At 68.1% G+C, this 23982-nt stretch carries 30 protein-coding genes; 13 read left to right on the top strand and 17 right to left on the bottom strand.

The genetic code is table 11. The features are described 5' to 3' along the window. Positions 1-1159 (top strand): iron uptake transporter deferrochelatase/peroxidase subunit (gene efeB, locus ND748_RS03180; RefSeq protein WP_251743891.1); only part of this gene is annotated, 1159 nt, incomplete at its 5' end. A 93-nt stretch (positions 1160-1252) separates the two neighbouring features. Next, positions 1253-1735, top strand: coding sequence for an HIT family protein (locus ND748_RS03175; protein WP_251743890.1), 483 nt, complete (start codon positions 1253-1255; stop codon positions 1733-1735). Between the two features lie 35 nt (positions 1736-1770). On the opposite strand, the gene ND748_RS03170 is transcribed toward ND748_RS03175, so the two are convergent. Continuing rightward, a complete protein-coding gene (locus ND748_RS03170; protein ID WP_251743889.1) occupies positions 1771-2469 on the bottom strand; it encodes an NUDIX hydrolase in 699 nt (232 codons plus the stop codon). Between the two features lie 148 nt (positions 2470-2617). Between ND748_RS03170 and ND748_RS03165 the strand changes: the two genes are divergently transcribed. Then, complete coding sequence (locus ND748_RS03165; protein WP_251743888.1) at positions 2618-2830, top strand: hypothetical protein; 213 nt, start codon at positions 2618-2620, stop codon at positions 2828-2830. A 26-nt stretch (positions 2831-2856) separates the two neighbouring features. On the opposite strand, the gene ND748_RS03160 is transcribed toward ND748_RS03165, so the two are convergent. The 3 genes from ND748_RS03160 to dctA all read right to left on the bottom strand — a co-directional run bounded on the left by ND748_RS03160 (position 2857) and on the right by dctA (position 5800). Next, positions 2857-3561, bottom strand: a complete 705-nt coding sequence (locus ND748_RS03160; protein ID WP_251743887.1) for a Clp protease N-terminal domain-containing protein — start codon at positions 3559-3561, stop codon at positions 2857-2859. A 72-nt stretch (positions 3562-3633) separates the two neighbouring features. Then, the gene (locus ND748_RS03155; protein WP_251743886.1) at positions 3634-3894 is read right to left on the bottom strand and encodes a hypothetical protein; all 261 of its coding nucleotides are present in this window, start codon (positions 3892-3894) and stop codon (positions 3634-3636) included. Between the two features lie 346 nt (positions 3895-4240). After that, positions 4241-5800, bottom strand: coding sequence for a C4-dicarboxylate transporter DctA (dctA, locus tag ND748_RS03150; protein WP_251743885.1), 1560 nt, complete (start codon positions 5798-5800; stop codon positions 4241-4243). A gap of 350 nt (positions 5801-6150) precedes the next feature. On the opposite strand from dctA, the gene ND748_RS03145 reads away from it, so the two are divergent. The 3 genes from ND748_RS03145 to ND748_RS03135 all read left to right on the top strand — a co-directional run bounded on the left by ND748_RS03145 (position 6151) and on the right by ND748_RS03135 (position 9326). Next, positions 6151-6849: a response regulator gene (locus ND748_RS03145; RefSeq protein ID WP_251743884.1), complete on the top strand. Its 699-nt coding sequence runs from the start codon at positions 6151-6153 to the stop codon at positions 6847-6849. A 112-nt stretch (positions 6850-6961) separates the two neighbouring features. Then, entirely contained in the window at positions 6962-8419 is a 1458-nt protein-coding gene (locus ND748_RS03140) for an aldehyde dehydrogenase family protein (protein ID WP_251743883.1), read from the top strand. Positions 8420-8504: 85 nt separating this feature from the next. Then, complete coding sequence (locus ND748_RS03135) at positions 8505-9326, top strand: mycofactocin-coupled SDR family oxidoreductase (protein ID WP_251743882.1); 822 nt, start codon at positions 8505-8507, stop codon at positions 9324-9326. 107 nt (positions 9327-9433) lie between these two features. Here the strand turns inward: ND748_RS03135 and ND748_RS03130 are convergent, their stop codons facing one another. The 3 genes from ND748_RS03130 to ND748_RS03120 form a co-directional block, all read right to left on the bottom strand. Beyond that, positions 9434-9904 carry a peptidoglycan-binding protein gene (locus ND748_RS03130; protein WP_251743881.1) on the bottom strand — a complete coding sequence of 157 codons (471 nt, stop codon included), beginning with the start codon at positions 9902-9904 and terminating at the stop codon, positions 9434-9436. A gap of 60 nt (positions 9905-9964) precedes the next feature. Further along, positions 9965-10717 carry a hypothetical protein gene (locus ND748_RS03125; protein WP_251743880.1) on the bottom strand — a complete coding sequence of 251 codons (753 nt, stop codon included), beginning with the start codon at positions 10715-10717 and terminating at the stop codon, positions 9965-9967. 550 nt (positions 10718-11267) lie between these two features. Beyond that, entirely contained in the window at positions 11268-11498 is a 231-nt protein-coding gene (locus ND748_RS03120; RefSeq protein WP_251743879.1) for a hypothetical protein, read from the bottom strand. Between ND748_RS03120 and ND748_RS03115 the strand changes: the two genes are divergently transcribed. Together ND748_RS03115 and ND748_RS03110 are read left to right on the top strand one after the other, a co-directional pair. Then, the gene (locus ND748_RS03115) at positions 11491-12045 is read left to right on the top strand and encodes a MarR family winged helix-turn-helix transcriptional regulator (RefSeq protein WP_251743878.1); all 555 of its coding nucleotides are present in this window, start codon (positions 11491-11493) and stop codon (positions 12043-12045) included. The two genes, ND748_RS03120 and ND748_RS03115, sit on opposite strands and share 8 nt — an antisense overlap. A gap of 235 nt (positions 12046-12280) precedes the next feature. Further along, entirely contained in the window at positions 12281-13156 is an 876-nt protein-coding gene (locus ND748_RS03110) for an SDR family NAD(P)-dependent oxidoreductase (RefSeq protein WP_251743877.1), read from the top strand. Here the strand turns inward: ND748_RS03110 and ND748_RS03105 are convergent. The 5 genes from ND748_RS03105 to ND748_RS34450 are packed head-to-tail and all read right to left on the bottom strand — an operon-like array spanning position 13101 to position 16243. Next, on the bottom strand, positions 13101-13547 hold the full coding sequence (locus tag ND748_RS03105) for a LysR substrate-binding domain-containing protein (RefSeq protein WP_251743876.1): 447 nt from the start codon (positions 13545-13547) through the stop codon (positions 13101-13103). The two genes, ND748_RS03110 and ND748_RS03105, sit on opposite strands and share 56 nt — an antisense overlap. Positions 13548-13606: 59 nt before the next feature. Then, the gene (locus ND748_RS03100) at positions 13607-14464 is read right to left on the bottom strand and encodes an ABC transporter permease (RefSeq protein WP_251743875.1); all 858 of its coding nucleotides are present in this window, start codon (positions 14462-14464) and stop codon (positions 13607-13609) included. After that, positions 14461-15423: an ATP-binding cassette domain-containing protein gene (locus ND748_RS03095; RefSeq protein ID WP_251743874.1), complete on the bottom strand. Its 963-nt coding sequence runs from the start codon at positions 15421-15423 to the stop codon at positions 14461-14463. Before ND748_RS03095 ends, ND748_RS03100 begins: the two co-directional genes overlap by 4 nt. Beyond that, positions 15420-16037 carry a class I SAM-dependent methyltransferase gene (locus ND748_RS03090; RefSeq protein ID WP_251743873.1) on the bottom strand — a complete coding sequence of 206 codons (618 nt, stop codon included), beginning with the start codon at positions 16035-16037 and terminating at the stop codon, positions 15420-15422. The genes ND748_RS03095 and ND748_RS03090 overlap by 4 nt, the downstream gene beginning before the upstream one ends. Then, positions 16034-16243 carry a hypothetical protein gene (locus tag ND748_RS34450; protein ID WP_251743872.1) on the bottom strand — a complete coding sequence of 70 codons (210 nt, stop codon included), beginning with the start codon at positions 16241-16243 and terminating at the stop codon, positions 16034-16036. The genes ND748_RS03090 and ND748_RS34450 overlap by 4 nt, the downstream gene beginning before the upstream one ends. On the opposite strand from ND748_RS34450, the gene ND748_RS03080 reads away from it, so the two are divergent. Further along, positions 16218-16970 carry a helix-turn-helix domain-containing protein gene (locus ND748_RS03080; protein ID WP_251743871.1) on the top strand — a complete coding sequence of 251 codons (753 nt, stop codon included), beginning with the start codon at positions 16218-16220 and terminating at the stop codon, positions 16968-16970. The genes ND748_RS34450 and ND748_RS03080 overlap by 26 nt on opposite strands. Here the strand turns inward: ND748_RS03080 and ND748_RS03075 are convergent. The 3 genes from ND748_RS03075 to ND748_RS03065 all read right to left on the bottom strand — a co-directional run bounded on the left by ND748_RS03075 (position 16959) and on the right by ND748_RS03065 (position 18750). Beyond that, complete coding sequence (locus tag ND748_RS03075) at positions 16959-17135, bottom strand: hypothetical protein (RefSeq protein WP_251743870.1); 177 nt, start codon at positions 17133-17135, stop codon at positions 16959-16961. The genes ND748_RS03080 and ND748_RS03075 overlap by 12 nt on opposite strands. Before the next feature lie 544 nt (positions 17136-17679). Continuing rightward, on the bottom strand, positions 17680-17895 hold the full coding sequence (locus ND748_RS03070) for a DUF397 domain-containing protein (protein ID WP_251743869.1): 216 nt from the start codon (positions 17893-17895) through the stop codon (positions 17680-17682). Positions 17896-17901: 6 nt separating this feature from the next. Continuing rightward, on the bottom strand, positions 17902-18750 hold the full coding sequence (locus ND748_RS03065) for a helix-turn-helix transcriptional regulator (RefSeq protein ID WP_251743868.1): 849 nt from the start codon (positions 18748-18750) through the stop codon (positions 17902-17904). Between the two features lie 245 nt (positions 18751-18995). On the opposite strand from ND748_RS03065, the gene ND748_RS03060 reads away from it, so the two are divergent. Then, positions 18996-19262: a hypothetical protein gene (locus ND748_RS03060; RefSeq protein ID WP_251743867.1), complete on the top strand. Its 267-nt coding sequence runs from the start codon at positions 18996-18998 to the stop codon at positions 19260-19262. Continuing rightward, positions 19259-19789, top strand: coding sequence for a hypothetical protein (locus ND748_RS03055; protein WP_251743866.1), 531 nt, complete (start codon positions 19259-19261; stop codon positions 19787-19789). Before ND748_RS03060 ends, ND748_RS03055 begins: the two co-directional genes overlap by 4 nt. Before the next feature lie 222 nt (positions 19790-20011). Here the strand turns inward: ND748_RS03055 and ND748_RS03050 are convergent, their stop codons facing one another. Continuing rightward, entirely contained in the window at positions 20012-20950 is a 939-nt protein-coding gene (locus ND748_RS03050; protein ID WP_251743865.1) for a SagB/ThcOx family dehydrogenase, read from the bottom strand. Positions 20951-21012: 62 nt separating this feature from the next. Further along, complete coding sequence (locus ND748_RS03045; protein ID WP_251743864.1) at positions 21013-22080, bottom strand: SagB/ThcOx family dehydrogenase; 1068 nt, start codon at positions 22078-22080, stop codon at positions 21013-21015. A 106-nt stretch (positions 22081-22186) separates the two neighbouring features. Here ND748_RS03045 and ND748_RS03040 point away from each other — a divergent pair, with 106 nt between their 5' ends. Both ND748_RS03040 and lysS read left to right on the top strand, forming a co-directional pair. Further along, positions 22187-22330 carry a hypothetical protein gene (locus tag ND748_RS03040; RefSeq protein WP_251743863.1) on the top strand — a complete coding sequence of 48 codons (144 nt, stop codon included), beginning with the start codon at positions 22187-22189 and terminating at the stop codon, positions 22328-22330. Between the two features lie 172 nt (positions 22331-22502). Next, on the top strand, positions 22503-23954 hold the full coding sequence (lysS, locus tag ND748_RS03035) for a lysine--tRNA ligase (protein ID WP_251743862.1): 1452 nt from the start codon (positions 22503-22505) through the stop codon (positions 23952-23954). The last annotated feature ends 28 nt before the right edge of the window (positions 23955-23982 follow it).

Here is a 23982-nt window from a genome sequence, read left to right as displayed (position 1 = left end):
CGACTCGCCGCCCGCGACCGCCGCGGCGCCCCGGGGGATCGTGCCGTTCCACGGCGCGCAGCAGGCCGGAATCACCACCGACGCCCAGGATCGACTCGCCTTCGCCGCCTTCGACGTCTCCGCCGGGGTGAGCCGCGACCAGCTGCGCGAGCTGCTCGTCGGGTGGACCGCGGCCGCCGCCCGGATGGCCGCCGGGCAGGCCGTCGCCGACGACGCCGCCGCGCCGCATTCGCCGCCGCGGGACACCGGCGAGGCGATCGGGCTGACCGCCGGCAACCTGACCATCACCTTCGGACTCGGGCCGAGTCTGTTCGACGGACGCTTCGGCCTGGCCGGGCGCAGGCCCGCGGCGCTCACCGACATCCCGCCGCTGCCCGGCGACAACCTCGACCCGCTACGCAGCCGCGGCGACCTGTGCGTGCAGGCCTGCGCCGACGATCCGCAGGTCGCCTTCCACGCCGTGCGCAACCTGCGCCGTCTCGCCCAGGGCACCGCCGTGCTGCGCTGGTTCCAGCTCGGCTTCGGCCGGACCAGCACGACCAGCAGCAGCCAGGACACGCCGCGCAACCTGATGGGCTTCAAGGACGGCACGAACAACGTCAAACGCGAGGACACCGCGTCGCTGGCCAAGCACGTCTGGGTCGGCGCGGACGGCGACCAGTCGTGGATGCGCGGCGGCACCTACGTCGTCACCCGCCGCATCCGGATGCTGCTGGAGTCCTGGGATCGCGACTTCCTGCTGGACCAGGAGCAGGTCTTCGGGCGGACGAAGGCGAGTGGCGCGCCGCTGGGCGCGGCCGAGGAGTTCGACCCGGTCCCGCTGAGCACCAAGGGGGCCGACGGCGAGCCGGTCATCCCCGCGGACGCCCACATCCGGCTCGCGGCAGCGTCGACCAACGGCGGCGCGACGATCCTGCGCCGCGGCTACTCCTACACCGACGGCGTCAACCAGGAGACCGGACAGCTCGACGCGGGCCTGTTCTTCATCGCGTTCCAGCGCGACCCCCGCACCGGGTTCCTGCCGATCCAGCGCCGGCTGGCCGCGTCGGATGCACTCAACGAGTACATCGTCCACACCAGCAGCGCCGTCTTCGCGGTCCCACCCGGCGTCCGCGACCCCAAGGACTTCTGGGCCAGCGCCCTGTTCACCACGACCTGACATCCAGCCCGGCCGCGATCTCCGGGAACACGCGGATCACAACTCATCGTCCGGCGGGCGGGCAGCATTCTTCACCGGGAAGGCGGGGCCGCGATGGGTATCGGTGTGGTCCCGGCCGTCGGAACGGAAGGCTGCTATTCGTGCGCGGGCAACGCGGCGCCGGCCGGGCTGCCGCCGCGGGAGCGGGTGCTGGTCGGGACGGGATGGCGGGCGGCACACGCGATCCGGACGGCGCTGCCGGGATGGCTTGTCCTGGTCAGCCGGCGGCACCTCACCTCCCCGGCGGAACTCACCGAGGCCGAGGCCGCCGAGCTCGGGGTGCTGACCTGGCGGCTGAGCCGGGCGCTGGTCAAGGTGACCGGCTGCGCGAAGACCTACGTGGCCGCGTTCTCGGAGGCCGCCGGATTCGAGCATCTGCACGTCCATATCGTGCCGCGGGCCAAGGATCTGCCCGTCACCGCCCAGGGCCCGGACGTCTTCACGTTCCTGCGCCGCCCGGAGGTCGAATGGGTGCTGCCGGCGGTGATGGACGACCTTGCCGTCAGGCTCGCAGCAGTGCTCGACACCGAGCGCTGACGCCTCCTGGATGCCGGCCCAGCCCGGATGCCGACTCAGTCGACGACGGCCGGGGCGGTGGGGTCGTCCAGGTAGCCGAACATCAGGGCGAGCTGGCCGGCGGTGTTGCGCTTCTCGGACAGCGGCGGCAGGGCGTCGCGCTGGAACCAGCCGACCTCAGAGGTCTCCAGCCCCCCACCGGGGCTCCCGCCGACCACCCGGCACCGAATGAAGATCTTGTAGGTGTCGTTCGGGTACGGCGGGTGGGCGTGCCGGCGCTTGTCGAGGACCGCGAGCAGGCGCTCCGGCTCGGCGCGCAGACCGGCCTCCTCGAAGATCTCCTTGACGACGACCTCGGCCGGGGTGAGGCCCACGTCGGCCCAGCCGCCCGGCAGCGACCAGCCGCCGTCCTCCTTCTCCCGGACGAGCAGGATCCGATCGCCGTCGAACAGCACCCCACGCACGTCGACCTTCGGCGTCTGGTAGCCGACCTCGCCACCGAAGAGGCCCTCCGCCGCCTCCACGGTGACGACGGTGCAGTGGGCCGCGATCTCGTAGCTGAGCCGCCGGAGCTGCTCGAACCGTTCGAGGTCGTAGGGGTCCTGGGAGTAGGCGAGCCCGGCCTGGGCAATGGAGTGCAGCTCGCGCACCCACGGCAGCCACTCGGGACTGCGCGACTCGATCTGCCTCCAGGGCGGCTCGGAGGGGCCGGCCCCCGCGGGCGCGGGACGCGGGGTTGGCGAGTCTTCTGTCATTCGATGATCCTCCACCCGGCCGCCTCGGCCGGGACCGTGCGAGTGGGTAGTTCCGCAGGAACACCATCACACCGCAGGCCCCGCGCCCATGATGTTCCGCGGTGCGCGGTCGACGCCGGCGCGACGCCACGGATAGCGTTGCCGTCTCGTGGCACAGGTGATCGCGGTGGACTGGTCGGGGCGGGCCAAGGGCGCGGCCGAGTCGATCTGGCTGGCCCGGGTGGTCGCCGGGCGGCTCGTCGAGCTGGACAACGGCCTCGACCGGGCGGCCCATGGCGGCCGACCTGCCGAGCCTGATCGACCTGCCGCGGTTCGCCCCCGGCGCGCCGCAGCTCATCGAGGGCTCTGTCTGGGCGCCTAGGCCGTGACATACACCCACACCTATGCCTATGCCGTGACGAACGCCTGGGCGGCGGTCTTGGTGACACCGAGGCCGCTGAGCACGCCCGAGCCATCCTCGAGCTCCAGCAGTGCGAGCAGGATGTGCTCGGTCCCGACCTCTTCGTGCCCCAGCCGCAGGGCCTCGCGGATGGTCAGCTCCAGCGCCTTCTTCGCGCCCGCGTCGAACGGGACGAGGTCGGGCACCCGCGCGACCCGCGGGGGCAGCGCCGCTGCGGCGGCCCGTCGGACGGCCGCGAGCTCGACTCCCTGCGCCCGGACGGCCTGCGCGGCGAGCGCCTCGGGCTCGGCGAGCAGGCCGAGGGCGAGATGCGCCGGGCCGATCTCGTCGTTGCCCGCCGAGTGCGCCTCGTTCTGGGCCGCCATCACCACGTTGCGGGCCGGGACGGTGAAGCGGCCGAAGCCCGGGTCGCCCTCCGGCGGCGCCGGCTCGCCCGCGGCCTTCGACACGAATCGCTTCTGCGCCGCCTGCCGGGTGACCCCCATGCTCCGACCGATGTCGGTCCAGGACGCTCCGGACCTGCGCGCCTGGTCGACGTAATGCCCGATCAGATGGTCGGCCACCTCGCTGAGGTGGTCGGCCAGGAGAATGGCGTTCGACAGCCTGGACAGCGCGTCGGGGTGGGCGGCGGCGACGGCCTCGATCAGGTCGTCGAGGCTGACGGCGCGCGTCATCCGAACCGGTTCGGTCACGGCGTCAACTTTAGGTTGACAGGAGAACGCCGTCAACTCGAAGTTGACGGCGTGCCCCAGCTCCGGGATCTCCTACGACGCAGCCGTTCCGCGGTAGCCCACCGGGCCCTCACCCGGGAACTGGGCCGCACCCTGGAACAGGGCGCCGTCCTCGAAGAACGTGACGCTGCCGTTCCCGTGCGGGCCGGACCAGGACACCTGGGTACCCGTGGCGGGCAGACCCGTCGGCGGAACGACCCCGTTACGGTTGCTGATGACGATCTGCAGGTCGCTGTCCTTGTGCCAGTCCGCGCCCGGACCGCCCCACTGAATTTCGGTGTGATAAAGGGACATGTTCCCACCTCTCGTGTCCGCACAGCCGTATCTCGGCCATGCAGGAATCCGGCCAGGAAAAGCGAAAGAAGCAGCCGGCCGGACCCGACCGCGAGACAGTCCACAATGGCCGGCAACCCGTGGCGCCGACGCAGAAACGTGAACCCCCGTGATTCCGCCGGCTGCCCGAAAAGGCACATCGCGAACCGGCGCAGGGGAAGCGTAACGACGCCGGAACCTGGTGACAACACCCACGTGCAGCAAAATACGACCACGGGCGGCCGAAACCCGCTATGCCCGTATTGCCCCGTCGGCGACGCCAGGTCGGATCCCTCCGCTCCCGGGTTCGATCAGCTCCCGGGTTCGCTTAGCTCCCGGGTCCCTGCCCGGTCAGAGGTGCGGGGACGGCAACCGCAACCGTCAGTTCCGGGTCGTCCGCACCGTTCGGGTTGTCCGAGTCGGCGACTGGGCGACCCACCGCCGGACGGTCGGCAACGTCTCCGGGTGTCTCGACGAGGGCGGGCGGCTCGACGAGGACAGGCGGCTCGACGAGGACAGGCGGCTCGACGAGGACAGGCGGCTCGACGAGGACAGGCGGCTCGACGAGGACGGGCGGTTCGACGAGGACAGGCGGCTCGGTGCCGCCGTGGTCGAGGACCTGGTGCATGCGCTCAGTGTCGAGGACGCCTTCCCAGCGGGCCACGACCAGGGTGGCGAGGGTGTTCCCGCAGACGTTCGTCAGCGCCCGGCATTCGGACATGAACTTGTCGATGCCGAAGATGAGCATGATGGCGGCCACCGGAATCGAGTCGACCGTGGATAGGGTCGCGGCGAGGACGATGAATCCGGAACCGGTGACGCCCGCGGCGCCCTTCGAGGTCAGCAGGAGAACGCCGACGATAGCGAGCTGTTGGCCGATCGACAGGTCGGCGTCGACGGCCTGGGCGAGATAAAGGGCGGAGAGGGTCAGATAGATGCAGGTGCCGTCGAGATTGAACGAGTATCCCGTCGGCACGGTCAGCCCGACGACCTGCCGCGGTGCGCCGAGCGCCTCGAGCTTGCGCATGAGCTGGGGAAGCACCGGTTCCGAGGACGAGGTGCCCAAAACGATGAGCAGCTCCTCCCGGATGTAGCGCAGCAGCCGCAGGATGTTGACACCGATGGCAGCAGCGATTGCGCCCAGAACGACAAGGACGAAGAACACCGAGGTGCCATAGAAGATACCGATGAGCTTACCGAGGCTGGTCAGGGTGTCGACGCCGTACTTGCCGATGGTGAAGGCCATGGCCCCGAACGCGCCGACGGGAGCCGCGTACATGATGATCCGCATCACCTGGAACATGGCGGTGCCGACCCGCTCGACCCCGGCCGCGAGCCCGGCGCCGGCGGGCCCGATGAGGTTCAGGGCGATCCCGAACAGGACTGCGAAGAACAGCACCTGCAGGATGGCGCCGTCGGCGAAGGCACCGACCACGCTGCCCGGCACGATGTCGGACAGGTAGTGACCCCAGCCCTCGCTCTTGCCCTGTTTGATGTAGCCGCCGACGGTGTCGTTGACGACGAGGCCGGCGGGGTTGGCGTGCACCCCGTCCCCGGGCCGGAACACGTTCATCACGATCAGGCCGAGCAGGAGCGCGACGCTGGTGACGGCCTCGAAGTAGACGATGGACTTCAGGCCGACGCGGCCCACCTTGCGCAGGTTGTCGACCTGCGCGATGCCGCCGACGACGGTGCAGAAGACGATGGGCGCGATGACCATTTTGATGGCGTCGACGAAGGTCGTGCCCAGCGGCTGGAGGCGGACCGCGAAATCCGGCGCCAGCTGGCCCACGACAATGCCGGCGGCGATACCGGCGAGGACCCACACGTACAACTGGCGATACCACGGGCGGCGGACCCGCGGGGCGATTGGAGCGGGCGCGGACATAGGTGCCTCCTCGCCGGGCAGGAAAACCTTTCCCGGTGATGTCGATGTTCGCGACCACACTGCTCAGCGGCGGCCCCCGTGTCACGGTTCTGCGCATATTCTCCAGGAACGGCACCATAGTGCCGGTGAGCCGCGGAGGAAGGGTGTCGACGGGGCCGCGGCACCGGGCCGTCGACCGCCGGTTCCGCACGTTCGTCGGCCGGACCGGGACGCATCTCCGACAGCTGGCGGATGCATTCCCGGGCTTGCTCTGTGAAAATACGCGTCACCCGAGACCGGGAATCCGACAGACCATTACCCCGATACCTCTCCTGCTGTTTCTTCGACCAGACCGTCCGGAGCCGCGACGTATGCCTGATAATCCGATCCGCACGCTGATCGTCGACGGTGACACGCGGCTGGCCGAGCAGCAGGGCAGCCATGTCGACCAGCTGCCCGGATTCGCCGTCATCGGCATCGTCCACAGCGGCGCCGAGGCGCTGGAGTTCGTCTCCCGCGGTCATCCGCAACTCGTCCTGCTCGATCTCCTCCTGCCCGACATGACGGGCGTGGAGGTATGCCGCACACTGCGGTCCCGCAGCGCCGTGCTCGACATCATCGCCGTGACGTCGGCCAGCGACCTTGCGACAGTCCGGGCCGCGTTGTCCTACGGGGTCGCCCAGTACCTGGTGAAACCGCTCAGCGCCGCGACTCTGCGCGACCGTCTCCACCGGTTCGCGACGACGCACCGCGCGCTGACGACCGCTCCCCCGCACCATCTCAGCCAGGAGGAGGTCGATCGCGCCCTGACCGCGCTCCGGCCACCGTTCACCCCGGTCGCCGACCAGCCCAAGGGCGTGTCCACGACGACCCTCGACGCCGTCGTGGCCCAGTTGCGGGCCGAGACCGTGCCGGCCTCCGCCACGGATATCGCTTCCGCGATCGGAGTGTCCCGCGCCACGGCCCGCCGCTACCTGGAGCACCTGGCCGTCCATCGACTGGCGATCCGCTCCCACCGCTACGGACGGTGCGGCCGTCCCGGGAACCTGTACCGCTGGCAGGGAGCCTAGAACTCCCGCCGGCACCAATTTAGCCGACTCTCCGGTTGACAATAATTCGCGGGATTGTTACCAATGTCACGGACGCGCGGGATCACCGCCGCTTCCGGCGACAGGAGGGTCGATGATCGACCGATCGGAACTGATCATCAACGGCGAGCTCGTCGCCGCCCGCTCCGGGCGGACGTTCGACAACGGCAACCCCGCCACGGAGGAGCTCCTCGGGGTCGCCGCCGACGCGGGACCGGCGGACCTCGACGCGGCGGTCACGGCGGCCCGACACCGGTTCGACCGGGGCTCATGGAGCACCGACCCGGCGTTGCGGGCGCACTGCCTTCGTCAGCTCCAGACCGCGTTGCAGGCCCGGATCGAACAGGTCCGGGAGGTCCTCATCGCCGAGACCGGCTGCACGCTGTCGCTGAGCCGGCTCATGCAGGTCGAGCCGGTGATCGCCGACATCGGCTATGTCGCCGACCTCGCGGAGTCCTACGCGTACGAGCAGGCACTACCCGACACGACGACCCTGATGGGCCCGGCGAGCCGGGTCGTGCGGCGCGAGCCGGTCGGCGTCGTCGGCGCCATCACCCCGTGGAACTTCCCGCTGATGCTGAACCTGGTCAAGGTGACCGGCGCGCTCGCCGCGGGGAACACGGTGGTGCTCAAGCCGGCGCCGGACACCCCGTGGACCGCGGCGCTGCTCGGTCAGATCGCGCTGGAGGACACCGACCTGCCCCCGGGCGTGCTCAACGTCGTCACCTCCGCCGACCACGGAATCGGCGCCCAGCTCACCGCGCACCGCGACGTCGACCTCATCACGTTCACCGGCTCGACCGCGACGGGCCGGGCGGTCATGGCCTCGGCGGCGGGGACGGTGAAGCGGACCTTCCTCGAACTCGGCGGGAAGTCGGCCTCCATCGTGCTCGACGACGCCGACCTCGGCGCGGTCGTCGGACTCGCCGCCTCGCACATCTGCTTCCACGCCGGGCAGGGCTGCGCGCTGGCCACCCGCATCCTCGTCCCACGCTCCCGCTACACCGAGGCGGTCGACGCGGCCGAGGCCGCCGTGCGCGCCTTCCCGTACGGCGACCCGATGGACCCGGCGAACATGATGGGGCCGCTCATCAGCGACCGGCAACGGACCCGGGTGCTCGACTACATCAATGTCGGGCGGTCCGAGGCGAAGCTCGTCTGCGGCGGTGAGCGCTCGCCGCGGCACGACCGCGGGTTCTACGTCGAGCCGACGTTGTTCGTCGACGTCGATCCCGATGCCCGCATCGCCCAGGAGGAGATCTTCGGCCCGGTGGTGACGGTGCTCCCGTTCGACGATGACGACGACGCGGTCGCGATCGCCAACAACAGCATCTACGGCCTGTCCGGCGTGGTCTCCAGTGGCAGCGTCGAGCGGGCCATGGCCGTGGCCCGCCGGCTGCGGACCGGGACGGTCGCCGTCAACAACGCCCACTGGCTCGCCCCGGACTCGCCGTTCGGCGGCTACAAGCAGAGCGGCCTCGGCCGGGAGAACGGCATCCCCGGCTTCGAGTCCTTCCTGGAGATCAAGACGATCGGTTATCCCCCGGCCTGATGCGAGCCGACCCCCGGCCTGATAGGGGCCGACCGGCGGGGGCCGACGTCCCGTTCACTCGTGATGCGAAGGCGCAGGTAGCGACATGGGGAAGTTCGACGGCAAGGTCGCCTACATCACCGGGGTCGCCCGTGGTCAGGGCCGCTCGCACGCGTTACTGCTGGCCGAGCAGGGGGCCGACATCGTCGGCCTCGATCTGTGCGCGCAGCTCGACACGGTGCCCTACCCGATGGCGACGGAGGAGGATCTCAAGGAGACCGGCCGGCTCATCGAACAGCTCGGCCGGACCGCGGTGCTGCGCAAGGGCGACGTGCGTTCCCGGGCCGACCAGCAGATCGCCTTCGACGCCGGGGTCGCCCAGCTCGGGCAGGTTGACATCGCGATCGCCAATGCCGGCGTGATCATTTCTGGCAGCGACCACCCGGACATGCAGCAGGTGTGGGACGACGCGCTCGGAACGATGCTCACCGGCGCCTGGCACACCCTGCAACTCGCCGCCGCCCACATGCGCGAACGCCGGACCGGCAACATCATCGTGACGAGTTCCGTCGCGGGGCTGAAGGCGTTCACCGACGGCACGGCCGGCGCCGACGCCTACACCGCGGCCAAGACCGCCGTGGTCGCCCTGGTCAAGGCCTACGCCGCCCTGCTGGGCCCGGACAACGTCCGCGTCAATGCCGTCGCCCCGACCGGGGTGAACACCGCGATGGTGGTGGAGAACCCCGCGCTGTTCGAGAGCATCACCAGCCTGCCGCACCTCGCCGCCGCGATGCAGAACGCGCTTCCCGTCGAGCTGATCGAACCTCGCGACGTCAGCGAGGTGATCGCCTTCCTCGTCTCCGACGAGGCCCGCATGATCACCGGCTCGACCATCGCCGTCGACGCCGGCTCGATGGCCCGCCCCTGACCGCGGAAGCGGCCGGCACCTCGGCGAGACCGCCCCGCCATCGGCTCGGTTCCCGGGTACGGGTGGGGTGCGGCTCCGGGCAGCCCGTCCAAAGCCGCACCCGACGCCTACCGGTAACCGAGGCTCGCCCACGTCTGCGGTCCGACGATCCCGTCAGCCGTAAGCCGATGGGACGCCTGCCACCTACGCACCGCGTTCAGCGTCGCCGGCCCGAATGCACCATCGGCAGGAATACGCAGCGCGCGCTGCAGGGTCACCACCGCACTCCCCCGACTGCCATAGCGCAGTGTCGGCAACGACTGATGCGTTGTCGGACCAGGTACGCCGCCGCCAGGCTTGTTCGGAACCGTGACAGGAGGAGTGCTGGGCCGGTTGGGAACGGTCACCGGAGGTCCGCCCGCCGGGGAACCCGGAACAATGGTGGTCACCGGCCCCGCCGCGAGGGCCGGAATGGTGGCAACCGAACTGCACGCGGCGACCGTCACCGCGACGACGCCAGCTCGTGCCAACTTGCGGGATACGCTGTTGCCCGTCGGCCCGGCCGGTGCTCGGTGCCGACCGGGCAGTCTTTTGGTCATGTGATCCTCCTCCTTCAGAACGGGCCGTGCTCGAAGCAGCGGGCCCAGGAAACCCGAAAACTACAGCGGTGTGATCAGGGGTGAATGGATGACAGCGCGGGTGCCCCACGCACGGAACGCGACGCCGTCGCCGCCACCCGCACCGCACGATTCCGGCAGGCGCGCCCCGTCGGCCAGCCGCCAACGCACGTGCGGTCCGGCGACTCCGCCGACCGTCCCGACGGCGGTTGCGGTGATTCCCCGCACCTCGATGGTCCATGCGATCTCGATGAGCTCGCCCTCAACATACGGACGCGAGACCGGCGACGGCGTGTCGTTGATAAACGTATAGGTGTTGTACTCGCCAGCCTTGACGATTCCGGCGAGCACCCGTTGCGGCTGATCCGATGATTCAAGGAAGCCGTACTGAAGATACGCCCCCATCGGCTCGCCGTTCTGCCCGATGGTCATGCAGGTGCCCACACCGAAGCCCCAGCCGAGATTGGAGTTCGGACCGGGAAGCAGCGCCAGACGGGGCGTCGTGAGGTCAACGGTGAAGGTGAATCGGTAGTCGCAGTATCCGACCCTGTCCAGGCCCCAGCCGGCCGGGTTGTAGTCGCCCGGCTCGACCCCCACCTCCAGGATATTTGCGCCGTAGGAAACTACGCCATTCCCGAAGCTCTGCCACCGAGAAAGATCGCTGTTCGCCTCCGGTGCGCTTGTCGGACCCTTCCGGCAGCCGGTCGCCCCCGCCTCTCCCGGAGCCGAGTCAGGAAGTACCGTCAGGAGGCCGAAGGCGATGGTAGAGGTTGCGACGACAAGCGTGACCGCCACGAGATACCTGCCACTCCCAAAGGCAAGGTAAAGGGTGGCCAGCAACGCGGCAGCCATCCCCACAGCCAGCCCGAGCCGGCCGACGCCACCAGTGAACAGTAGTAGGACGAAAGCAGCGACAGTGACGCAAGCAAGGAGACCCACGAGGAGCCACCGCGACTGGAGTGGCAACTCCTACCCCCGATTCCAGTACCGATCTTGCAACTAGGTGCCCGAGCCTAGTCCACTCCAAACCTTATTGTCGAAGGCGTTCAATTCTTGTTCGTCAGCAAACATTGGGCGGGTTGCTTTCCAGCAGGAAACTCAGAGATGCACCTACTCCTGAAGCGCGGCCGTGACAAGGTAAATTGCGCGACAGCTGCGAGGCGATCTCGCCTCGGCGGTAGGTCATTCTCCCTGCGGTCAGGAGCGGCGGCCATCGCCGGGCGGACGAGACTCTCTCCATCGCGGCCCCCGGGCAGCCGATCGGAGATCGGCGACCACGGCGGGCCAGCTCGTGGAGGTGACGAGCATGGAACCCGATCCTGCGATGCGTCATATACTTTTGTTGTTAAAAATTATTTAGAGTGGTGATCGTGGCGGCGGGGATAGTCGCGACCGTCTTCTCCGTCCCCTCCGCGCGCCCTGCACCCGGGACCTGCTCGCCGCGATGCACCGGCGGGACCAGGCCCGGCCCCGACCCGGCGGCGAGCCCTGGTTCCGCGGCCCGCCGCCGGCGGTGAGGTTCGACGATGCGGGCGAGGGCGAGTGCGCCCGAGAGGTAGCGTCGGAGGATGCGCACATCGGCGGAGGCGCCCGAGGGCCCGTCGGTGACGCCGCCGGGCCCGGCCGCCGCGCTGTCCGTGGAGGCGGAGCCGGCCGACCCGGGGTCGATCGCGCGGCTGGAGGTCGCGCTGTCCGCGCTGGTGCGGTGGAGCGAAAGCAAGCACACGCGGTCAGAGGTGGCCCAGCGGTCCGGCTGTGACCTGCAGGCGGGACCGATGCGCCTGCTGGAGCACTTCGACGTCGCCGGTCCCATGCGGGTGTCGGACATCGCGGACTGCCTGAAGATCGATATTTCGACCGTCTCGCTGCAGCTCCGCGAGCTCCTTCGGGTCCAGCTCGTCAACCGGGTGGCGGACGGCCGGGACCGGCGGGTCGCCATGATCGTCATCACGGTCGAGGGACGGGCGACGGTCGCGCGGGTGCGGGCTGCGCGGCGTGAGCTGTTGGCACAGGTGTTCGCGCGGGTGCGGCCGGACGAGCTCGAGCAGGCCACCGGCGTGCTCATCCGGGTTCAGGAGCACATGCTGGCCGACATGATCGCCGAACTTCGCTCGACGAGCTGACCCGTTCGACGGGCCGGCGCAGCCGCGTAGGGCTTCCTCTCTACGGGGGGCCGGCCGATCTACGGGGGGCCGGCCGACGCGCTGCGTGGTGCGCGCAGCGGGCCCGCTGCGCGCCACAGACCGGCCGCGGGCTTGCGGCGACGGCGACTTGATGCTTTTATCGACAAAACTTGTGTAGAAGGCCCCCGCCGACCCTGCCAGACCCCCGTCAGCCGTCGACGAGAGAGGGACATGCATGAGCTCGATCGCCATCACGGGCGGGAACGACGGGATCGGCCGAGCGCTGGCCGAGGTCTACCTGAACCGGGGCTACGAGGTCCTCATCATCGGCCGGAACGAGCGGAAGGGCAGAGATTTCGTCGACGCCGCCCGCCGGCGGGGAGCCGGGGACCGCGCTCACTTCGCCCGAGCCGATCTGAGTCTCGTTCGCGAGAACACCGATCTCCTCGAGCGGATCAAAGACCTGTTGCCGACCCTGGACATACTCGTACTGTGCGCGCGGTACCACCGGTCGACGCGGACCGAGACCCCGGACGGCTTCGAGAGCAACTTCGCGCTGTTCTACCTGAGTCGGTTCCTGCTAAGCCACGGCTTGGCCGAGACGCTGGACCAGTCCGAGCGTCCACTGATTCTGAACGTGGCCGGCCCGGGTGGGACGGGCGATATTTGGTGGAGCGACCTCCAACTCCGACACGGCTACCTGGGAACAGGCGCACTGGGCCACGGCGGCCGACTCAACGACCTGCTGGGCGCCGGCTTCGCGGACCAGCACACAAACAGCCGAATCAAATACATCCTCTTCCACCCGGGTGTCGTGTCGACCAGTTTCTCCGGCGAATACGACGCTGCCACAGCCGCCCAGGTGGCTGGTCTGAAGAATTTCGGGAAATCGATTGATCAGAGCATCGGGCAGATACTGCCCTGCCTCGACTCGCCGCCGACCGAGCGGCTGAGCGCGTTCGTGGAGGGCCGTCGTATCCCGGTGAACAACCAGCTTTTCGACCCCCGAGCGGGCGCCCGGCTCCATCAGCTGACCACGAGATTGCTGGCATCACCTACGACGTCCCCTGAAGTGGCAAGGCATCAGGACCGGTCGGTGGACGCCGGATGACCGTAGTTTCTGCGCTCCTGACGACGGCGCGAATCTGATCTCGCAACCAGTGGTGGGCGGGATCGAGGTCGTGGCGCCCGTGCCACGCCTGCGAGATCGGCAGTGCCGGCAGCTCGGCGGGAACCTCGTAAAGGTGGGCGCCGGTGAGTGCGGCGACCTGGTGCGCGTAGCCGGCTGGGATCAACCCGGTCAGGTCGGAATCGGCGATGAGGTGCGCCGCCGCGGTGAAGGTCGGCACCGCGGCCACGACCGTGCGAACGAGGCCGTGTTCGGCGAGGACGTCGTCCAGAGCTCCGCGGGTGCGACCCCGCCGGGAGACCGCGACGTGGCCGACCGACGCGAGTCGGAGCAGCGTGACCGGACCGGACGCCAGCGGATGACCGGCCCGCACCACCGGATCGGCGGACGAATGACGACATGATCGATGGCCTCCTTGCTTGATCCCTGGGATCAGTCCCGGGTGCGCCGGCCGTAGAGGACGGTGGCAAGTGGCGCACAGATTCCTATGATCGCGAACGACCAGATGAGTGCGGCGGCGAGCGGGTGTTGCATCGGCCAGTCGTCGAGCCCGCTGGAGGGGTTGGGATTTCCGAGCAGGTCGCGAGCGGCCGCGGTGACGGCACTGACCGGATTCCAGTTCGCGATGGTCTCCAGCCAACCCGGCATGCCCTGGGTGGGAACCATGGCGTTGGAGACGATGGCGAGCGGAAACAACAGAACCAGACCGAGACTCTGCGCGCTCTCCGGCCCCTCGGCAACCATGCCGATGCAGGCCGTCATCCACGACAGAGCAAAGGTGAACAGCAGTGGAATGGCGAGTCCCGCCACCGTCGAACCCAGCGACGCCTTCGGGCGCCAGCCGATCGCGAGACCTGTGACCACGACCATGGCCAGGCAGACGAGGTACGACAGCAGGTCGGTGAACGAACGTGCCACCAGGACGGTGGCACGCCACATCGGCAGCGTGCGGAAGCGGTCGATGACGCCGGTGGTCAGGTCCGTACTCAGGCCCACTGCCGTCCCGCTCGTCGCGGTGGTGAGGTTGAGCGCGAGCAGCCCGGCGAGCGCGAAATCCTGGTAACTGCCGCCCGGGATCGTCACGCCGCTGCCGAACACGTAGACGAACAGCAGGCTGAACACGATCGGCTGGATGGTGACGTCCGACAGTTGCAGCGGCTCGTGAGCCACATGCACAAGATTACGGTGAGTAAGCACCGACACTTCACGACTCAGGCGCCGAAGGGCGTTGCCGGGGTCGACCGCGCCGACCGCGCTGGTCGGGACAGCGACGCTGTGGCTGGACGTCACGCGGAGACCACCATTCGGTCGGAGTCGACCGGCGCGCCGGTCAGGGCGTGGAACACGTCGTCCAACGACGGCGGATGGACGGCGACGTCGTCGACGAGGACGCCGGCCTGGTCCAACGCCCGGACGATCGCGGTAGCCAGACCCGTGCCCCCGTCGACGGCGGCCCGCAGCCGCCGACCGTCCTGACTGGCCTCGACCGTCCCCGTCACGAGCGGGCCCAAAGCCCGCGCTGCCGCGTCGTGCGCGCGGCTGAGCGTCACCTCCAGACGAGCGCCGCCGGTGGTGTTCTTCAGCTCGCGGGGAGTGCCGGCGGCGATGACGCGGCCGTGGTCGATGACGACGATCTGGTCCGCCAAGGTGTCGGCCTCATCGAGGTACTGCGTGGTGAGCAGGACGGTCGTGCCCTCCTGCACGAGCTCGCGCACGACGTCCCACATCCGCTGCCGACTCACCGGGTCCAGGCCCGTGGTCGGTTCGTCGAGGAACAGCACGGGCGGACGTGCCACCAGCCCCGCGGCGAGGTCGAGGCGGCGACGCGTCCCGCCCGAGTACCCCTTCACCGGTCGGTTCGCGACGTGCCCGAGTTCGAAGCGTTCCAGCAGCTCGGCCGCTCGCGCCGCCGCGCGGGAGCGCGGCAGCCCGCTCAGACTGGCGAGCATCATCAGGTTCTGGCGTGCGGTCAGCGCCTGGTCGACGGTCGCGTCCTGGGCGGTCACCCCGATCCGGCGTCGAACCTCGCCCGGATCGGCGCGTACGTCCCACCCTGCGACGCGGGCCGACCCGCTGTCCGGCCGAGTCAGTGTCGTCAGTACCCGGACGGTCGTCGACTTGCCGGCGCCGTTGGGGCCCAGCACGCCGAGCACGGTTCCCTGGGCGGCGGCCAGCGAGACGCCGGCCAGCGCCTGGGTTCCCCCGTAACGTTTCGTCAGGCCCTCGGCCTCGATGACCGGTGTACTCACGCGGCACCGCCGTGCCCGGAGGCCGGGCGGCCAGCGCCCGCTGCCGCCTCGGGCTTGCGGGCGTCGAAACGGATCTGGTGTGGTCCGGCCGCGGTGACGGTCACGGCGGTGAATCCGGCGGCGCGCAGGCGCTCGCCCAACGTCTCGGGTTCGAGCGGCACGAAGACGTCGTCGACGTGAGCGCCCCGGGCCAGATCGGTGTCCGCCGAGTCGACCCCGACCAGCGGCGCGCCAGGGCGCAGCACCCGGTGCAGCTCGGCGAACAGCTGGTCCTGGGCCTGCGGGGACGGCATGTGGTGCAGCATCGAGAAACAGGTCGCGGCGGAGAACCGGCCTGACGGCAATTCCACCTCCGTCGCGTCACCGGAGATCACCACCACGTTCGTGCCCCTGAGCCGCTCGGCCAGGGCCGCGGCGAGACCGCTGTCGATTTCGACGGCGGTGACCGATGCGCAGCATTCCCGGAGCAAATCGGTCGTCAGACCCGGGCCAGGGCCGATCTCGAGGACGTCGTCGCCCAACTCGGCGACCGTCTCGAGCCAGGGCAGCAGGTCGGTTCGCAGTGCCGCCGCCCATTCGGGGCTCGCCAGATAGTCCAGATGCCCCTGGTTCATCGCGCCACGGCCCAACTGAAATCGGTGTCGCTGGCATCGGTGTCGTCAGCTCCGGTCAGGAACAAGAATGTCATGCCAGTATTGATACTGTTCTCAACCATGACCGTCGCCGCACTATCGGCCGATGATGCGCCTTTTGCGGCCACTGCCACGATGATCTCGCCACGCTCCACCACGTCGGTGGCTGCCGGTACGTACCCGTACACCGCCGTCGACCTCACGACCGACTGGCACGTCCACGATCTTCATCAGATCGAGTACGCGATCGAAGGCGTGGTCCAGGTCGAGACCTCGACCACCCGTTACCTGCTGCCACCCCAGCGAGCGGTCTGGATCCCAGCGGGTCTCGCCCACCGGACGACGATCAAGAAGGTCAGCACGATCTCGGTGTTCTTCGAGCCCGAAACCATCACCGAAGCCGGGGACCGTGCCCGTGTGCTCGCGATCGAACCCGTCCTGCGGGAGATGATCAGATACGCCGTCCGCTGGCCGATCGACCGTGCGTGCAGCGATCCCGCGGCGGACCTCTTCTTCCGCGCCATGGCGGCCCTGGTGGCAGGCTGGTTGGAGCACGAGGTGCCCTTCCATCTGCCGACCAGCAACGATCCGGTCGTCGCCGCGGCCATGCGCTACACCGACAGCCACCTGCGCACGGTCGGCATCGCCGACGTCTGCACGGCCGCCGCCGTCTCCGAGCGGACGCTGCGGCGTCGGTTCGCCACCGAGACCACCATGACGTGGCGGCAGTACCTGCTCATCAGCCGGCTGCTCCGGGCCATGACGATGCTGGCCGAGACCGAGGACACCGTCCTGCGCATCGCCACCGACGTCGGTTTCGCGAGCCCCAGCGCGTTCGCTCGCGCCTTCACCGCCTACACCGGCCAGTCCCCCAGCGACTACCGCCGTCACGCGCGGGCAGGATCACGCCCCTGACAACCAGGCCAGTGCCCGACGCCGCACGGTGAGCAGATCGAGCGGGTCGCGCAGAACCACGCCGCCCGTGAGGCCGGCCAGGATCTGCGCCGGGGCCAGCAGCCGGCCCGCCAGATCCATCGCGTCGGCATGGTCGACGCCGCACCGAACAGGCAGCCTATCCATAGCAAGGTCGACCAGCGTGGTATCAACGCCGGGCGGGACGGACAGCTGCACGCGGGGGCCGAGAAAGATCGAGACCGAACACGGCTCCGAGATCTCCTCACGGCATTCTGTCATGAACCAGATGACGCCATGATCCCACCGACCCCGCCATACATCGCGCCCGTGGGGGTCCGGGGGGTCGCCCCCCGGAAAACATCGCGGCCCGCCGGGAAGCTGACCAAAGGTCAGCGACCACGGCGGGCCAGCTTGTGGAGGTGGCGGGAATCGAACCCGGTCAGGACCGGATCGGGCATGATCGCTGGTAGCCGGAAGCCCTTATATCGCAGCGGCTTCCGTGCCATAGAAGATCGCTGGCGAACGGCCAGAATCGCTCAGAAGTGGAACCGTACTGGGTTCCGGCTGGGTACCAGAGGCGTCCGATAGACACGTGATTGCCGGGACGATCTACGCTCACTCTCCGTGTGCGACGCGCCGGCGCGAAGCTTGAACGGCCGGGCAGCTTCGAAGCTGCCCGGCCGTCGGTCGGTCTGGATTGTCGGCTGGATCAGAGGTCGAACTCACCGTCTCGGACGCCGGCCACGAAGGCGGCCCACTCCTGCGGGGTGTAGACCTGAGTAGGCCCGTCTGGGTTCTTGCTGTCCCTGATGGCGATACCGAGGCCGCCGGGGATGCGGGCGACCTCGACACAGGCACGCTCGCCGTCACTGTGGGTGCTCTTCACGAAGTCGAGCTGTTCGGGGTCAAATTCGATCTTCTTCATTCTTGATCATTCCTCGCTCATCGTCTTGATCATCCGAACCGACTCGTCGGGCGGAAGGGACATCACGATCAGCTCGTCGAGCATCCGCTTGTAGCGCGCCGTAGCGTCCGGCTTCTCTACGTACAGACTGCTCCCGACTTCCTCGACGTACACGACGTCGGAGCTGACGTCCTCGGGAAGCCCCAGGATCGTGAAAGACTTGCCGACCGCTGGGTGCCAGCCCCTGCCGAACGGCAGCACCTGGACCGTAATGTTCGGCCGCTCTGCGCAGCGGACCAGGTGCCGGAGCTGATCACGGAAGACGTCCGCTCCGCCGATGGGCCGGCGTAGGACCGCCTCATCCATGATCGCCCAGAGGTGCGGAGGGGACGCACCGGTCAGCCTTTTCTGCCGTTCGAGGCGAAGCCGCACACGACGATCGACCTCGTCGTCGCTGGCGCTGGGCGACGCGCCGCGGATCAGAACCGCCGCGTAGGCCGGAGTCTGGAGAAGACCTTCGATCGGCCCGCAGGTGAAGGCCGAGACCTTGGAGGCTCCGGCTTCGAGCCCGAGGTAGAGCTCGAAGTCCTGCGGCACCGCATCGCTGTAGGTGTGCCACCAGCCGACGGCCCGCGTGTCCTGGACCAGGTCGATCAACTCGGCCCGCACGGCGGCATCCTTGATGCCATAGAGATCAAGCAGGTCTTCGATGTCCATCTGTCGGAACGGCACGTGGCCGTTCTCCATCCGGCTGACCTTGCTCTCGGTGGATCGCAGAACCTTCGCGGCGTCCTTCATCGTCAGGCCCGCTGCAAGACGCAGGCGCCTGAGCTCGGCGCCAAGCTTCCGGCGGCGCATCGTCGGTGCGGTGGTCATCGGGGTCAAGACGCTCCTTACTCCTCAGCCCCGTGATCGTAGCCTGCCACTACGTAGGCGAATGGGCCTTGCCGCAGGCCCACCAAGGGAACACAAAACTTGCTTACGCACTTGCTTGAGCAAGTGCGATCGGTCATCCTCACCGGTGAGGATGCTCTCCGTCCTCACCCAGTCGCTGTCTCCCTGCTGCCAGCGCAGGCCCGGCAGGGGGACAGCACCTATCTGCTACCGAGAGGGTGATCGCCATGAGCCGAGGTGAGTCGGCCTTGTTCGCCGTCGTCGAGCAAACAGCCTGTGGCCCAGTGATCCAGGGCGGGTTCTACTCATCGGTGGAGGCCGACCTGTGGGGCTCGAAGAACATCGATGGCCCCTACACCGTCGGACCGATGTACCTCCCGGCCACTGCTCTGCACCGCGCGCAGAACAAGCAGGCCGGACAGCCCGCCACGAGCGCTCACCTGCCCGAGGCCGTGCTCCGCGTCCTCTCCCGGCGTCCGGGCAGCGCCGCATGACCGCCTACTCGACGCTACTGCGCGACATCCTCATCCCACGGGTGACCCGGGGGCGAGACGGCCGTGTCGACCATGCAACGGCGCTCGACATGCTGGCGGCGATTCTCACCATCGAGCCCAGGGATCCAGACGGCTACCAGGACCCTCAGGACCACCGCGACGGACAGGTCTCCTTCCAGGAGGACGTCCTGTCCGCGATGCATGCCGTCGTCGGCGGCGCTGTCTACCAGCGGCCAGAGCCGACCGAGAAGCCCAGCATAATGCCCCACAGCGCGAACATCATCGTCTTCGACGGCGACGGAACCGTGATCGCACAACACCCCAGCGACCATCTCGGGCCCGTCCTGCGCTGGTGCCGTTTCTCCATACAGATGGACACGTTCCCACGACCGCTGATGGTGCTCGACCTGGCAAGAGCCCAAACATTCACGATCACCGGACCGGACCGCTTCATCATGCGAGCATGGCACGAAACTGCATCACAGGAAATGGCATATCCCCTGAGAGGCGAGGGAAGCGCCCCCTAGAAGGGCGAGGATACTGCTGGCGTCTACCGACGCTCTGGCGCTCAGAATTTCCGCCAACGGCGAATCCCCCATACCCGAGTCCGCCAGGGGATTCGCCGTTCGCAGTCCTCGGGCAGCCGCCGTATAAATTTCCCGAGTCCGCGCATTTTTCACTTAGTCCGATTAGCTGCCAGCGTCGCACTACCACAACCAAGCCGAAATATGAACCAATTTCACATCACCTTAGGCGACAGTCAGGGTGTGTAGAGCCTGCCAATTCTCTGAATTCTCGCCGAGTAGATCGGCGATCTCTTCGTCGCGCACCGCTGGAGTGATCCCTGTTTGTAGCCCCAGGGCGGTAGCAACGAGAATCAGTGGCTGCATCAGTCGTCCGGCTTCCAGGTACAAGTTCCGTAGGGCACGTTCATGGCGATATCGCCATTGGTACCGCGCGAAGTCGGCGACGAGCAGGATCGTGGCTGCTGCATTTTTTGGGGCCGGCTGTCCGGCGAGAGCGACGTACGCCGCCTCCCGGAAATTTCCCGCTTTGACCAACGAGAGCGTATTCGTCTCGGGATGGTAGCGGTGCACGCCAGATATCAGCCCGTCGACCGCGTAGACAAGGACGTAGATATCGAATGCTGCTCCCACGCTGATCAGCAGGCTGCTCGGTTTCTCAGCGGAGGCAGCTCGGCGGCACGCCCGGATCTTGCTAGTCCCGTAGTACAGCAGTGCCGCCAGAGCCCCCCGATCGACGCTGCTCTGCCGGAACGCTCCGACACTCCGCCGTTTTGCAAGCACCGCACTCAAAGGCGGGGCGTCCCAGTCCCCGACCGCCTGGAGGGAGACCGCGGACGGATCCGGTTCGGGAGGCAGGGGGCAGGAACGTTCATGAAGCATCGACTCTATTGCGGCCGATCGTCTATCCTCTTCGCCGGGACCCGAATCGTAGTACGACACCGACCTCGACCACAGATAGCTCGCGAGCGAAAGCCCCCAACCTCGCTCCTGCCACAGTGCAAGGTCTTCTTCGGCCGGTTCCTCCTCGCCGCCGCTGACGCAGAGGAGGCCACGTTCCGTAAGGCCGTGTTCGAAGGCTGGCGGCACCGGCTGGTCAGCGAGAAGGCGGACGAGTGCGTCCCGGTGTAAGCGGATACGAGATCCGGCCACGGGCGAGTCCATCTCAACATAGCGATCCCCCACGGGAGTCGCTGTGGTGAGTGGCCGCCAAACGCGCTGCTCACTCATGGCCGACCAGCGATGGCCGCACCGGCAATCACGCCTTCGCGGAGAGGCGAGATTTTCAGCATGCCTTCGACCTCCGACTCATTGATCGCGTGGTGGATGAAGGAACGAACCCCCAGCCCACTCGCGACCATTTCCAAGGTGCCGAGAAGGTGTCCCACGTCCATGAAGACCGTGCGGAATGTTCGAGGCTCCCGGTATCTATACATATTTCGGGCGAAAACGGCGGTGACGATCACAAAAGCCTGAGGGGCGAAGGGCGCGAGGTGTAGTCCTTCGAGATTGGCCTTTGCCCAGGCCGCGCTGACGGAGCCGGGGACTCGGACCAGACGACAGCGGGCCGCATCGACGTGCCAGACGCCATCCGACATATCGTCGACGCCTTGCGTGATCACATATCCTTCGGCCGGATAGCGAGCTCCACCGCTGGGGCTTGTCCGGCGGATCTTCCATTCCGGTTGGGTCTCGGTGAAGCAGAAAGTCTGCGCGAGCAGCGCCCGCAGCGTCCCCGCGTCGAGGCTCGCCGACGCTTCCGTGTTGTGTAGCACTGCGGTGAGCGGCGCCGACAGCTCGATGCTCGCCGCGTCGGATAGGTCGAACGCGGTGGGGAGCTCCGCGCAGTATCCGTGGGCCAAGGGGCCAGGATCCGGAGCATCGGCCCGGTAGCCCTCCATCCGGGTCCGGTCGATCTGACGACCGCCAGCCGTGTAGTCGACCAGCGGGAAGTCCCAGGTGGCGAGATGGTGATCGTAAGCCGCGATCCAGCCGTGTTCACGCCACTGTTCGGCAAGAGGACCGGACGTGGGGGGTACTGCGGCATGCAGAAGACCGATCTCGGCGAGGCGGTTGATCTGCCACTGGACGTCTTCCTGCTTGGTAGCAAGAACCTCGGCAGCCGTTTCCGCCCCCTGGCCACGGGTGCGCCCGCCGCTGAAGGTCAGCAGGACCGCGGCAACGGCGCGATTCGCGGTCCATCGCTGCCTCGTCGTGAGCCGCTCGATCAGGACAGCATCGCCAACACCCCAGCGCCCCAGGCGAATGCGCACGTCAGAGGGCACGTAGAGCATCTGGTCCTGCCCGACGGAAGCCAATGCTGACGATTCGTTGCGATCCGACTCCCTAGAGGCTTCCATCTGGCTAGGCTCTCACGTAAAGGGATGAGAGGAGCACGAAGTGGCACAAGAGTCCGCAGTCATCGAATCAGCCGAATCCGTCTTCGACCTGCACGAGGTTCCGGGCCCGGTCTTCGCTCTCAAGCAGCAGGGGGACTTCAGCCAGGTGCCAGCGCAGGCCGCGGAGGCCCAGCAGTCTGGATGATCTTCCTGCGCTTCCGGGTGCGTCAGGTGCCCCGCAGGGGCTTCGGCGAAGGTCGGTAGGCTGGAGAGGTCATCTACGGATGCCGGTCCGTCACCTGGCCCGCCCGGGAGCGTTCACCCAACGCCACCCTCGCGGCTAGCTGGTGCTTTCTGCTGCAAGAGGGTGTGTGTTGATGTCGATCGAGGAGCCCGGGGCAAGCGAGGCGGCCGGGCCGCAGTCCGGCTACCGGACCGACGCGGTTGCAGCCGACGCCGCAGCCGCTCCCGACGGGACGGCTGTCCGTCTCGCCGGTCGCGTAGTCCTATGGCGCCGTATGGGCGGGCTGATCTTCGGGCATCTGCAAGACCGTAGCGGCCGGGTGCAGGTCTCCCTGTCCAAGACCGATCTGGGTGCGGACGTCATCAAGGAATGGTCCCGCGCCGTCAAGATCGGCGATTTCATCGGGATCGCCGGCAGCCTCTACACCACTCGCCGCGGCGAGCGGACCGTCGCCATCTCCGAGATGACGGTCCTGAACCGGACCGTGCGTGCCCTTCCGGACAAGTGGCAGGGCCTGTCCAACGTCGAGGCCCGCTACCGCCGCCGCTACCTCGACCTGCTCGTCAACTCCGAGTCCCGGGAACGGTTTCAGACCCGCACGAAGATCATTAGTCGGATTCGCCGGTTCCTCGACGACAACGACTTCCTCGAAGTCGAAACCCCGATGCTGCAAGAGGCGGCGTCCGGCGCAGCGGCCCGCCCGTTCATCACCAAGCACAACGCCCTGGGCGAAGACTTCTACCTGCGGATCTCACCCGAGACCTACCTCAAGCGGATCGTCGTCGGTGCCTACGACCGCGTCTACGAACTGGGCCGCAACTTCCGCAACGAAGGCATGGACTCCTCGCACCTCCAGGAGTTCACGATGCTGGAGTGGTACGCCGCCTACTGGGACTACCGCGACAACATGGCCTTCGTGCGTGAGCTGATCCTCGCGGTCCTCGATGATGTCCTTGGTGCCCGGTCGGTCACCTACGAGGGCGTCAAGCTCGACTTCGGCGCCGACTGGCCGGAGATCGACTACCGGGCCGAGGTGGCGCGGCGCACCGGCATCGACCTTACCGTCATCCGTGATCTTCCCACCCTGCGCGGCCGGGTAGCCGAGCTCGGCCTGGACGTCGGGACCTCCCCGTCCTACGCCGGCCTCGTCGACCTGCTCTACAAGAAGACCGTCCGGCCCGACCTCATCCAGCCCTGCTTCCTGGTGCATCACCCGGCGGAGCTAGTCCCCTTGGCTCGGCGCAGCGACGCTGACCCCACCGCGCTCGACATGTTCCAGGTAGTGGTCAACGGCGTGGAGGTCGTCAAGGCCTACTCCGAACTGGTCGACCCCGCTGAGCAGCGGCAGCGGCTCGAAGAGCAGGCCGCGCTCCGCGAGGCCGGCGACGACGAGACCATGATGCTCGAAGAGGATTTCATCGAGGCCATGGAGTACGGCATGCCCCCGATGTCCGGCCTCGGGCTTGGTATCGATCGCTTCGTCGCTCTCCTCACCGACGCCCCGACTCTCCGAGACGTCGTCCTCTTTCCCACCATGCGCGGCGCCCACAAAGACCAGCTAGCCACACCCGAAGAGGACGACTGACACTTGCGACCCTGAAAGGGAAAAAGTG

Origin of the sequence: Frankia sp. AiPs1, assembly GCF_023716945.1 — a bacterium.
In the GTDB taxonomy this organism is placed as follows: Bacteria; Actinomycetota; Actinomycetes; order Frankiales; family Frankiaceae; genus Frankia.
This window is presented reverse-complemented; position numbering and strand designations above follow the sequence as displayed.